The 12,957-nt window shown below is 37.5% G+C and carries 10 protein-coding genes; 8 read left to right on the plus strand and 2 right to left on the minus strand.

Annotation, left to right across the window (positions count from 1 at the left end):
• Nucleotides 1-12 precede the first annotated feature (12 nt).
• The 5 genes from kdpB to AC3QLY_RS07280 all read left to right on the plus strand — a co-directional run bounded on the left by kdpB (nucleotide 13) and on the right by AC3QLY_RS07280 (nucleotide 6,748).
• Entirely contained in the window at nucleotides 13-2,055 is a 2,043-nt protein-coding gene (gene kdpB / locus AC3QLY_RS07260) for a potassium-transporting ATPase subunit KdpB (RefSeq protein ID WP_218330918.1), read from the plus strand.
• A 7-nt stretch (nucleotides 2,056-2,062) separates the two neighbouring features.
• Nucleotides 2,063-2,629: a potassium-transporting ATPase subunit C gene (locus AC3QLY_RS07265; protein ID WP_218330919.1), complete on the plus strand. Its 567-nt coding sequence runs from the start codon at nucleotides 2,063-2,065 to the stop codon at nucleotides 2,627-2,629.
• 46 nt (nucleotides 2,630-2,675) lie between these two features.
• Nucleotides 2,676-3,752, plus strand: a complete 1,077-nt coding sequence (locus tag AC3QLY_RS07270; protein WP_218330920.1) for a porin — start codon at nucleotides 2,676-2,678, stop codon at nucleotides 3,750-3,752.
• On the plus strand, nucleotides 3,752-4,876 hold the full coding sequence (locus AC3QLY_RS07275) for a sensor protein KdpD (RefSeq protein WP_288096604.1): 1,125 nt from the start codon (nucleotides 3,752-3,754) through the stop codon (nucleotides 4,874-4,876). Before AC3QLY_RS07270 ends, AC3QLY_RS07275 begins: the two co-directional genes overlap by 1 nt.
• A gap of 129 nt (nucleotides 4,877-5,005) precedes the next feature.
• Complete coding sequence (locus AC3QLY_RS07280) at nucleotides 5,006-6,748, plus strand: ATP-binding protein (RefSeq protein ID WP_074417488.1); 1,743 nt, start codon at nucleotides 5,006-5,008, stop codon at nucleotides 6,746-6,748.
• Nucleotides 6,749-6,857: 109 nt separating this feature from the next.
• Here the strand turns inward: AC3QLY_RS07280 and AC3QLY_RS07285 are convergent, their stop codons facing one another.
• Complete coding sequence (locus AC3QLY_RS07285) at nucleotides 6,858-10,070, minus strand: S41 family peptidase (RefSeq protein ID WP_492991154.1); 3,213 nt, start codon at nucleotides 10,068-10,070, stop codon at nucleotides 6,858-6,860.
• Nucleotides 10,071-10,117: 47 nt separating this feature from the next.
• Between AC3QLY_RS07285 and AC3QLY_RS07290 the strand changes: the two genes are divergently transcribed.
• A complete protein-coding gene (locus AC3QLY_RS07290; protein ID WP_218330924.1) occupies nucleotides 10,118-10,825 on the plus strand; it encodes a peptidoglycan DD-metalloendopeptidase family protein in 708 nt (235 codons plus the stop codon).
• Between the two features lie 34 nt (nucleotides 10,826-10,859).
• Nucleotides 10,860-11,027 (plus strand): hypothetical protein, encoded by a 168-nt coding sequence (locus AC3QLY_RS07295; RefSeq protein WP_176712962.1) that lies wholly within the window; start codon nucleotides 10,860-10,862, stop codon nucleotides 11,025-11,027.
• 47 nt (nucleotides 11,028-11,074) lie between these two features.
• On the opposite strand, the gene AC3QLY_RS07300 is transcribed toward AC3QLY_RS07295, so the two are convergent.
• Nucleotides 11,075-11,770 (minus strand): type 1 glutamine amidotransferase, encoded by a 696-nt coding sequence (locus AC3QLY_RS07300; protein WP_218330925.1) that lies wholly within the window; start codon nucleotides 11,768-11,770, stop codon nucleotides 11,075-11,077.
• 128 nt (nucleotides 11,771-11,898) lie between these two features.
• Here AC3QLY_RS07300 and ruvB point away from each other — a divergent pair, with 128 nt between their 5' ends.
• A complete protein-coding gene (gene ruvB, locus AC3QLY_RS07305; RefSeq protein WP_074417485.1) occupies nucleotides 11,899-12,933 on the plus strand; it encodes a Holliday junction branch migration DNA helicase RuvB in 1,035 nt (344 codons plus the stop codon).
• Nucleotides 12,934-12,957 lie beyond the last annotated feature (24 nt).

Below are 12,957 nucleotides of genomic sequence, written 5' to 3' on the forward strand. Positions count from 1 at the left end.
AAATATATTCAAATGAATCATATTGCATCTAAACAATTTTTAAATAAAGCATTATTGGCCGGTGCATTAAAGCAGTCATTCCTGAAATTAAATCCTGCTACCATGATTTTAAATCCGGTCATGTTTACCGTTTGGGTAGGAACCGTAGTAATGGGAGGAGTATGTATCTGGATTGCTGGCGGAGCAAATGGTCAGGGAAGTTTAACTTACAATTTGGTAATTACATTATTACTGTTCATTACATTGCTATTTGCCAATTTTGCAGAGGCCATTGCCGAAGCAAGGGGTAAAGCACAAGCCAACAGTTTGCGGAAAACAAGGGAAGACACACCTGCCAAATTAATATTGCCGGTAGGCGAAATGTATGTGAATGAAATGATTGTTGTTCCGGCTTCCAAATTAAAAAAAGGGGATATTTTTATATGTGAAACAGATGATATTATTCCTGCCGATGGGGAAATAGTAGAAGGCCTGGCAACCATTGATGAAAGTGCTATTACCGGTGAAAGTGCACCTGTAATTAGAGAAGCGGGTGGCGATAAAAGCAGCGTTACAGGCGGTACTAAAGTACTTAGCGATACAATTAAAGTAAAGGTAACCAGTGAACCGGGCGAAAGTTTTTTAGATAAAATGATTGCTTTAGTGGAAGGTGCCTCACGACAAAAAACACCCAACGAAATTGCATTAACCATTTTATTGGCAGGTTTTACACTGGTTTTTATCATTGTTACAGTTACTTTAAAATCATTTGCAGATTATGCGCATACACCTATTACCATTGCCGCTTTTATTGCCTTATTTGTTTGCCTGATACCTACTACCATTGGTGGGTTGTTATCAGCAATAGGAATTGCAGGGATGAATCGTGCATTGAAAGCCAATGTAATTACCAAAAGCGGCAAAGCAGTAGAAACTGCCGGCGATATTGATGTGTTACTATTAGATAAAACAGGTACCATTACCATTGGAAACAGAAAAGCGACTCAATTTTATCCTGCTACAAATGTTGATCCCGATTATTTTAAGAAACTGGTTGTAATGAGTTCGGTTTCCGATCAAACGCCCGAAGGAAAATCGATTATTGAATTAGCTGCATTAGATACTGCGTTGATGCAGCTCAACAACCCACGTTTCATACCATTTACTGCAGAAACCAGATGTTCGGGTATTGATATAGGTGATATGCGTATCAGAAAAGGTGCAGCAGATGCTATCCGAAAAATTTGTGAAAATGCAGGAAATACATTTCCTGAATATGTACATGCAACTGTTCAATCCATTTCAAGTAAAGGTGGTACACCATTGGTGGTTGCTGAAAATGAGAAAGTAATGGGGGTTATAGAATTGCAGGATATTATTAAAACAGGTATTAAAGAAAGGTTTGAGCGTTTACGGAAGATGGGTATTAAAACAGTTATGGTTACCGGCGATAATCCGTTAACAGCCAGGTTTATAGCTGAAAAAGCAGGTGTGGATGATTTTATTGCTGAAGCAAAGCCGGAAGATAAAATGAATTATATAAAAATAGAACAGGCTTCAGGAAGGCTGGTTGCAATGATGGGAGATGGCACCAACGATGCACCGGCATTGGCTCAGGCAGATGTAGGGGTAGCTATGAACAGTGGAACACAGGCAGCCAAAGAAGCCGGTAATATGGTAGATCTCGATAATGACCCTACAAAATTGATTGAAGTAGTTGAAATTGGAAAACAATTATTAATGACACGCGGCACTTTAACAACCTTTAGTATTGCAAACGACGTTGCAAAATACTTTGCAATTGTGCCCGCATTGTTCATTACCTATATACCTGCCCTACAGGGAATGAATATCATGCATTTGCATAGCCCGCAAAGCGCTATTCTTTCTGCAGTTATTTTTAATGCCATTATTATACCGCTGCTCATTCCACTGGCATTGCGCGGTGTAGTATATAAACCTATTGGTGCAAGCGCACTGCTACGGCGTAATTTGCTGATATACGGACTGGGGGGAATTATTGTTCCTTTTGTTGGCATTAAAATCATTGATATTGTTGTTGCAAATTTTATATAAAAACTTTATGAAATACTATTTATTACCTGCCATTCGTTTAACATTGGTTTGCTTGCTTCTTTTTTCTGTAATGTATACTGCATTAGTATGGTGCGTTGCTCAGATTACGCCTGATAAAGGAGAGGCTGCAGTATGGATGGTGCATGGAAAAAAAATGTACCGGAATATCGGACAAAAATTTTCGGATGATAAATATTTTTGGTCAAGACCTTCTGCTGTTAATTATAATGCAGCAGCAGCAGGTGCAAGTAATAAAGGGCCCAATAATCCGGATTATTTGCTTTCGGTACAACAACATGTTGATTCATTTCAAGTCCATCATCCCGGTGTTCCAGCATCGGCTATACCGTCTGATTTGGTTACCGCAAGTGGTAGCGGCTTAGATCCTCATATTGCTGTGCAATCTGCTATGATACAGGTAAACAGAATTGCCCAAATAAGACATATTCCTAAAACTATTATTGAATCATTGGTGCGGCAGCATACCGATAAACCCTTGTTAGGAATTTTTGGACCCGAATCTGTGAATGTATTGGCGCTTAACATTGCTTTAGATTCCTTGACAAACCATTAAAGAGATACATCAGCTATGCATGCAAGAATGTAAAATGAACTGGTACATGAAGAAAATTATGTTTCTATCCGTTTATATAATTACAGGTTATGCCCATGCCCAAAACGATTCATTGAATCAAAAGCTACAACTTAGTGGCTATTTGGATGTATATTATGCTTATGATTTTGCAAATCCGCCTAACCATAACAGACCTGCTTTTTTATATAGCTACAACCAACACAATGAGGTAAATTTGAATCTTGGATTTTTAAAAGCTGCTATTACTGAAAATAAGGTAAGGGCAAATCTTGCTTTTGCTACAGGAACTTATATGAATGCCAATCTTTCAACAGAAAATGGAGTATTTAAAAATATTTTTGAAGCTAATATAGGCATAAAGCTATCCCGCAAAAAGGATATTTGGGCAGATGCCGGTATTTTTGCTTCACATATCGGTTTTGAAAGTGCTATTGGAAAAGATTGTTGGACACTCTCCAGAAGTATTTTGGCGGAGAATACACCCTATTATGAAAGTGGTGTAAGGGTAGCATATACTACACCCAACCAAAAATGGTATATGGCTCTATTATTGTTGAACGGCTGGCAAAATATAAGCAGAATCAATGGCAATAATACACCTGCTTTTGGCCATCAAATTACATTTAAACCCACATCAAATATTACCCTCAACAGTAGTTCATTTATAGGCAATATACTTCCTGACAGTATTCGTGCAATGCGTTATTTTCATAATTTGTATGGTATATTTCAGCTAACACAACAATGGGGTATTACAGCAGGCTTTGATATAGGTTTTCAACAAAAATCAACCGGAAGTCATTCCTTCAATCATTGGTATTCTTACGTATGTATTGCACAATGGAAACCATCTCCAAAAAATGTGTGGGCTGCAAGAATAGAATATTATGCAGATCCTGATAATGTTATTATTCCTGCAAATTTTCAAAATGGTTTTAAAACATTTGGATATTCCATTAATTATGATAGAGCTATTAGTTCAAAACTTTTATGGAGAATAGAGGCAAGAGATTTTTATGCCGCTGAAACCTATTTCGAAAATAATAATATACCTGTTCATAACAATTTTGCAATGACCACTTCTATTTCAATTGTATTATAATGCCGGGCAAAGAAGAAACAGTACAACATTTTTTAGACTTGATTAAAAAGTCGAAACGCGGTAAATTTAAAATTTACATTGGCATGAGTGCAGGTGTAGGAAAAACATACCGGATGTTACAGGAAGCACATGCCCTGTTAAAAAATGGTATCGATATAAAAATTGGTTATATAGAAACACACCAACGTAAGGAAACGGAAGCATTGTTAGAAGGGCTTCCACAAATACCCCGACGAAAATTATTTTACAAAGGAAAGGAGTTAGAAGAGTTAGATGTTGCTGCCATTATGCAGTTAAGACCTGAAGTAGTAATTATAGACGAACTGGCCCATACCAATATTGAGGGAAGCAAAAATGAAAAAAGATGGCAGGATGTTTTAGATATTTTAGATGCAGGAATTAGTGTAATTAGTGCTGTAAATATTCAACACATTGAAAGCCTGAATGAAGAAGTAAAAAAAATTACCGGTATTGAAGTAAAAGAACGAATACCCGATAGTGTGCTGAATCAGGCAGATGAAGTAGTTAACATTGATCTTACAGCCGATGAATTGATTAGCCGATTAAAAGAAGGTAAAATTTATACATCAGATAAAATAGCCGCAGCACTGAAAAATTTTTTTCAGAGTGAACATATTTTGCAATTAAGAGAATTGGCATTGAAAGAGGTAGCTTCGCAGGTTGAAAGAAAAGTTGAAACAGAAGTTATAAAGAGCAATGCACTAAAACATGAACGATTTTTAGCCTGTATCAGTTCTAATGAGTATACTGCTAAAACGGTTATTCGCAAAACAGCACGATTGGCCAATTATTATAATTCAAAATGGTATGTATTATATGTGCAAACGCCAAAAGAAAGTCCGGAACGCATACCATTAGATAAACAGCGACACTTAATCAACAATTTTAAAATAGCTACTGAATTAGGGGCAGAAATCATAAAAGTATCTAATAACAATATTGCTAAAACAATTATTGAACAATCTGAAGAACGTTTTATTACCACCATTTGTATTGGCAAACCCCATCTCAGTTTGTTTCGTTTAATACTGGTTACCAATGTTTTTAATGAATTATTAAAAAAATTATCTTCCAGTAAAATAGATCTGGTTATATTGAGTTAAAGCATTCATTATTCCAAAAAAGTAATGACAACAAATTAAACAACATGAAATGAGCCATAATAAAAGCTGCATACCAATCGGGAAAATGATTGAGTTATTTTTCAAGTAGCTAAAATCAAACTATAACAGATGAAAACGAAGGTGAAATTGTCAATTGGAATAGGATTGTTATTTGGAATGATAATTCTGCTTACTGCTTTGAGTATTTTCTACATCAATAAATTGTCTTCCGATTCAAAAAATATTCTCGTTGCCAACTACAATACAATTGATTATTCCAGAAATATGGAAATTGCATTAAATAATGGTATAGAACAAAAAGATAATCTTAAACTTTTTTTAAATAGCCTGCAACATCAACAACATAATATTACAGAAATTGGCGAGGATGAATTAACCAGTCATTTAACCTCTCATTTTCAACAGTTAATGGCAAATCCAAAAGATTCAGGTTTATTAAAGCAAATTAGAAATGATATTACCGATATTATGCTGTTAAATATGCAAGCCATTCAACGCAAAAGCAATATTGCTAATTTAACCGCTCAAAAATCTGTATTCTGGATAACTTTAGCAGGTACTATTTGTTTTTTAGCAGCATTTGTAATGTTTGTTAATTTGCCGGGCAGCATTGCCAATCCTATCCGTGAATTAACCGATAGTATTAAACAGATTGCAGCACAAAATTATTCACAAAGGGTTCATTTTTCGGGGCATGATGAATTTGCAGAGCTGGCATCATCATTTAATACTATGGCAGAAAAATTAGAGGAATATCAGCTTAGTAATATTGATAAACTGATGATGGCCAAAAAACGAATTGAAACACTCATTGATAATTTGGAAGATCCGATTATTGGTTTAGATGAGCAAAAAAGAATTTTATTTATGAATAATACGGCTTTACAAATAACCGGGTTAAAGAATACAGATGCAATGGGAAAACCGGTTCAGGATATTGCAGTTAAAAATGACCTGATTAGAAATCTGGTACATGAGATGTTTGTAGAAACAAAGAATGAAAGTATTAAGAAACAACCTATAAAAATATATGCTAATAATAAAGAAAGTTACTTCGAAAAAGAAATTATACCCATCAGAATTATTCCAACCGGAGAAACTGAAGAAAAATTGATAGGTAATGTAATTCTGCTGCAAAATATTACCCCTTATAAAGAGTTAGATTTTGCAAAAACAAATTTTATTGCAACCATTTCACATGAATTGAAAACGCCTTTATCCTCCATACAATTGAGTGTTGAGTTACTTGGTAAAAAACAACTCGGAACTTTAAATGAAGAACAAATAAGCCTTGTTGAAAGTATAAAAGAGGATGCCACAAGATTACTAAAAATAACCGGTGAGTTGTTAAATTTATCGCAATTAGAGAGTGGGGCAATTGAGCTTTCTGTTGCTCCATGTACTCCTTATGAAATTGTACAATATGCTATTGAAGCCAATCAAAAAATGGCATCACAGAAAAATATTCATTTAAACATTCATTTACCCGAAAATTTACCTGAGGTAATGGCTGATAAAGACAGAACAGCATGGGTATTGTCGAACCTCATTTCTAATGCCATTCGGTATTCTTACGATAACTCAATTGTTGAAATTAAGGTACAGCAAATCAACAATAATTTTCAGTTTTCGGTACAAGATTTTGGTATTGGTATTGCACCGCAATACATCAATAAAATTTTTGATCGCTATTTCCGTATACCCGGCAATAGAAATGAAGGAACCGGTTTAGGGCTTAGTATATGTAAAGAATTTATGGAAGCACAGGGTGGCAGCATTCATGTTATCAGTGATTTTGGCTCTGGAAGTACCTTTTGGTTTATACTACCTGTCGTAAATACAAATATTTAAAAAATTGCACCTATTATTTGAACTTAGAAATTTATACAAAATAAAAAGACCGCCTCAAATAGTTTTGAGACGGCCTCTATTGAAATAATATACGGTACCGTTATTATTATTATTGATTGGTTTTGGTTTCTTTCAGCATTTCTTTTACTGCTGCCGCCAACTGATCATCTGTTCCAAACAATACATCATTGTACGGATTATCTACATCAATATCCGGATTAATTTGCAGGTTTTCTGTTGGGCGCCCTTCTTTACCAATGGTAGCAATCATGGGTATGCCAAAAACAATGGTAGGGTCTATTTGTGTTTCCCACCAAACGGCAGTACCGGTGCCGGGTACCGGCTTACCAATGAGTTTGCCAATACCATTGGAACGATAAGCATAGGGAAATAAAAATGCATCGCTATAATTGCTTTCGCTCATTAACACACAACTGGGTTTCGTCCATTTGCCTGCGGGTTCACCACCTTCTGCTTTAAAGCCATAAGGAGCAAAACTGAGGTATTGTTTCCCTTTCAAGAAAGTAACCAAATCATCATGCAGCCAGCCTCCGCCATTAAAACGGGTATCTACAATCAGTGCTTTTTTGTTGTAGTTTTTCCCCATAACCTTATCAAAAAACTCTCTGTAACTCGCATCGTTCATACCTTGTATGTGTACATAACCTATTTGTCCGTTGCTCAGTTTGTTAACCATTTCAGACATGGTGTTGGTCCAGCGTTTGTATAATAGTGCATTTTCTTCACTAACGGTAATGGGTTTAACGGTCTCTTCCCAAGTGGTTTTAGTAGCAGGATTATACACCTGCAACAAAACATTTTTACCTGCTTTTCTGTTTAAAAAAATATTCCAGTCGTTGGTATCGGTAATATTTTCACCGTCAATAGCCATGATTATATCGCCTGCTTTTATTTTGCTGGAGGCTTTATCAACAGGTCCGCCTTTTATCACTTCTGTAATTTCTAATCCATTGCCGCCTTTCATTTCATTATAAAATAAACCTAATGAGGCGGTATTGTCGCCATCGGGGTTACGTGGTGTATAACGGCCACCCGTATGCGAGGCATTTAGTTCGCCCAATAATTCGCTTAACAATTCCTGGAAGTCGTAGTTGTTATTGATGTGGGGTAGAAAACGGGCATAATCTGTTTTGTACATTGCCCAGTTAACGCCATGTAATTTGGGGTCGTAAAATTTCTTTTCTACCTGGCGCCAGGCATGTTCAAATATATAGGCACGTTCACCGGCAGTATTTAAAATCATTTCGCCGTTAATAGTAACGGGGGTTACCTTGCCGTCTTCTACATCTACTTTCATCAACTTACCGCCGCCTAAAACAAATAATTGTTTACCATCTTTGCTCAATTCCATATTACCCCCACTGCTTAATTTGGTAAGCAGCTTCATTTCTTTAGTACGGGTATCCATTTGCCATAAATTGGCGCCTTGCTCAAATCGGGCTAATAAAAACAATTTGCTGCCATCGGCCGATAATTTATAATCATCCAAATTCATGGAAGCATTGGTAAGCCTTACTTTCTGATGATCTATGTTGCTAAAATCCAATACTATGTTTTCTTTCTTTTTAATGGTATCCTTGTTTTCTTTTTCTTTTAATAAGGCTGCATCTTCTTTATTCAGTTGAAATTGATCATAAGCTGCTTTGTTAAAGAATAAAGCATAAACATCAGCTTCTTTGGGCCCCTGTATAGCCAATGAGCGTTTACCTTCTTTATCAGAGGTAAAGAGCAAGGCTTTGCCGCCCATTGCCCATTGCTGGCGGTTATTGCTAAAACCGCTTTGGGTAACATCAGTGCCGGTGGCATCAGTGCCATCTGCTTTAAATACCAATATAGCACCGCCGCTTAAACCAAAAACACCTTTACTGCTTCTAACGGCTATCCATTTGCTATCCGGGCTCCATTCATATCGTTGATCGCCATCGCTGTAAGAAAAGTTCTGTCCTGCCGGTAATATAGTGGTGCTGGTTTTAGTAGCTATATCGTACACTCGGAGTGTATTTCTTTCTTCCAGATAAGCAATTTTTTTACCATCGGGTGAAGGCATGGGTTGAAATTCTTCCTTCTCGGTAGCAATTATCGGCTCTTCTTTAATTAATGTAGCAGCATAAAAATAAGGCTCATCTTTACGAGCAATGGTAGCTTTTATAATATCCCAACTGTTACCCCTTTCTGCTGCATAATATAAACTTCTTCCATCGGGTGCAAATGCCACCATTCTTTCCTGTTGTGGTGTATTGGTAATGCGTTTGGTATAACTACCATCGGTACTGGTTACAAATACTTCGCCCCTAAATACAAACGCAATTTCCTTACCGTTAGGCGATACACTCATTTCAGTGGCGCCACCATTAATGGTTACATTTTTTTCAACATTGCCCCGGGTATCTGCGTTAATGATGATGTTTACTTTTTCCGGTTTACCATCCGGCTTCAGCGTATATATTTCACCATTCCAGGAAAAACAAAGGGTGTTGTTGTTAGAGCGGGAAAGATGTCTGACCGGATAATCTTTAAAATCGGTCAATTGCTGTTCTGCCATTTTTAATTGCAAAGGCATTTTGTAAATATTTTGTGTACCGTTTTTCTCGCTTAAATAATACACATATTGGTTGTCGGCTGAAAAAACAGGCTCTCTGTCTTCGCCAATAAAACTCGTTAATTTTCTATAATTTTTTGTTTGGAAGTTGTACAACCAAATATCACGCGTTACGCTACTGGTATGGTGTTTGCGCCAGGGGTCTTCATACCCTTTTCTATCCTGAAACACAATTTCTTTTCCATCATTGCTGTAATGCACGTCTTCAGTGCCGGCAGTATTTAAAAGAATGTTTCTGCCGCCGCTTACTGGCACATCATACAATTTTAAGAACAACGCTTTTTGTGGAAAACGAACAGATGTATTCAAATCATTTCGGCTACTTCCAAAAATCACTTTGGTATTGTCGGGCGAAAAATCCCATGGAAAATCATTGGCTGAGTTAAAAGTGATGCGTTTTGCTTCGCCGCCATTCGCAGGCATTACAAACACATCAAAATTTCCATAACGGTCAGAGGCAAATGCAATACTTTTTCCATCATGACTCCAAACGGGCATTTCTTCCTGCGATTCATTTAGTGTTAACGGGATGGCAGTGCCACCGGTGGCAGGTACACTGTATAAATCGCCTTTATAACCAAATACAATGGTATTGCCGTCAGGGCTAATAGCCGGGTAACGTAACCACAAGGGTGGATTGTTTTGCGAAGAACCTATAATGCTGTAACCTAACAGCATCATGAAAAAGATAAATTTCTGCATGGCATTTAGTTTTATTTTTATCAGAGCATTAAAGATAATCACGCAAAATGGATAGCCTTACAGATTTTTATGAACGGATACAGCCGCTACAAACCAGCTTTGCTTCCATAGTGCCTTTTCAGGCGTTTTCCGACAAATTATTAGCAATGGATTTTACAGCAAAAAATGATATTTGGCGCAAAGAAGTAGTGGAAAATGTGGCTTTGTTTGCAACAACCGTGAATGGTGTTTTGCGGCAGGCAAAAGCAAAATATGGTATTGGCGGCTATTTGGAACACCGCAATATTTATGCCCGTAGCTCAGTGTTTGATGGTACTGCACCCCGCCGTATTCATTTAGGAATAGATATTTGGGGAAGAGAAGGTACACCCGTAATGGCACCCTTAGCCGGCACAGTACATAGTTTTGCTTTCAATAAAGCCTGTGGCGATTATGGTGCTACCATTATATTAACGCACCATATTCATGAACTACAATTTTATAGTTTGTATGGCCATTTGGCTTTAAAAAGTTTGAGCCGTGTTTCAGAAGGGCAATTGATAAAGCGAGGAGAAAATTTTGCCTGGTTGGGTGTTCCGGAAGAAAATGGTTATTGGCCACCGCATCTTCATTTTCAGTTAATGTTAGATATGGAAGATTATAAAGGTGATTACCCTGGTGTTTGTGCAGCCAATCAACTGCACCACTATGCCCAAAATTGCCCCAATCCAGATGTAATTTTACAAATGCAGCGTTATGCTGTGGTTGATTTTTAATTTCTTCTGTTTAAATTTGCGAAAAAACCATTACATGTCACATCAAATACACCAGGAAGAAGATACTAAGAAATTTACCCTCACCATTTTTTTATCATTTGCGGTTGTTTTCTGTTTTTTGGTACTCATGGCACAATGTAAAGGCCCATATCATCCGCCAACAACACATGCAAATACAGAACATGCAGCATCGCATGAATAATCAGGTATAACACCATGCAAAGCAGGCAGGTATTGAAGAAGAATAAACTATTCAAATTGGTCTTTTAAAAACATATCCAGCAGCTTTATCAGGAATGGATATTGTTGTGGCAAAAATTTTTCTGTTTGCTTAATGATAGCATGTTCTGTTTGCACAAAAGGGGCATTGATGAGTTCATGTTTGCCATGTTGTAACATTTGCAATAAAAGATGCATTTCTATTTCAGGATGAAATTGTAATGCCAATACATGGTTTTGATAAATGAAACCCTGCTGTGTACAGGCATCTGAATGAAAAAGCGAAACTGCATTAGCCGGAAGGTCAAACGTATCGCCATGCCAATGAAAGCCATGAAAAGCTTGTGGCAATAGTTGTGCTAATGGATGTGGATTGGAAGAATAAATAGGCCACCAGCCAATTTCCTGTTGAACATGCGCATACACGCCGGCACCTAAAACGGAAGCAATGAGCTGACTGCCCAGGCAAATGCCCAGCACTTTCTTTGCAGCGTGGATGGCTTGTTCAATACAGGTTTTTTCGGCAGTCATCCATTTAAACTTTTTTTCCTGATATATACCCATAGGGCCACCCATTACAATCAGCATATCATATTGATCTGGCTCAGGGAAGGGTTCTTCATTGAACACACGGGTTATATGAATTTGATGCCCCATATTTTTAGCCCATTGCAGTAAACTGCCCGGATTTTCAAAAGAAACATGCTGTATGAAATGAACTCGCATAACTTCGTAGCTATTGTTTTTGTAGTTTTACCCATGCATATTCCGGCAAAAAAGCTTCACTGAAGCCATAATGCAGATGATATGCTCAGAAAATATTTACTTTATAAAATTATTGCATCACACACACAATGTCAAATCCTAATTTAGATAGTAGCAAAGAACAGTTAAACCAGCCCGATAAGGAGTTTGAAAATACCATACGGCCCAATGAGCTGGATGACTTTTCGGGGCAACCGCAGTTGATAGAAAATTTGATTATCTTTATTAAAGCGGCAAAAATTCGCGGAGAGGCATTGGATCATATACTTTTTCATGGCCCCCCAGGGTTGGGTAAAACCACTTTAAGCAGAATTGTAGCCAACGAACTGGGCGTAAACATCCGTGAAACCAGTGGTCCGGTTATTGAAAAACCCGGCGATTTGGCCGGCTTATTAACCAATCTGGAACCCAATGATGTTTTGTTTATTGATGAAATACACCGGTTAAGTACTGTGGTAGAAGAATACTTGTATGCGGCCATGGAAGATTTCAGGATTGATATTATGATTGATAGTGGCCCCAATGCAAGAAGCATACAACTCAACATCAACCCCTTTACGTTGGTGGGTGCCACTACCCGCAGTGGTTTATTAACGGCACCCTTGCTTTCCCGTTTTGGTATAAAATCGCGGTTGGAATATTATAATGCAGCTACGCTTCAAAAAATTATACAACGCAGTGCTGTTATATTGCATGTGCCTGTTTCGGAAGAAGCTGCTGCTGAAATAGCCCGGCGCAGCCGGGGAACCCCACGTATTGCCAATGGTTTATTGCGCAGGGTACGCGATTTTGCCCAGGTATTGAATGACGGAATGATTGATATTGGCATTACACAACATGCATTAAAAGCATTGAATGTAGATGAGTATGGTTTAGATGATATGGATAATCGGATTTTGTTAACCATCATTGAAAAATTTAAAGGCGGGCCGGTAGGTATTACTACTATTGCAACCGCTGTTGGTGAGGAATCGGGTACCATTGAAGAAGTATATGAACCTTTTTTAATACAGGAAGGTTTTTTGCAACGAACACCAAGGGGCAGAGAGGTAACTGCCAAAGCTTACCAACATTTAGGCAAACATAAGCCCAAGGGTACACAGCCCGGTTTATTTAACGAATAAGCATAAAAAATGCCACTTCATTCA

Source organism: Hydrotalea sp. GW822-HT8A01 (genome assembly GCF_058798575.1).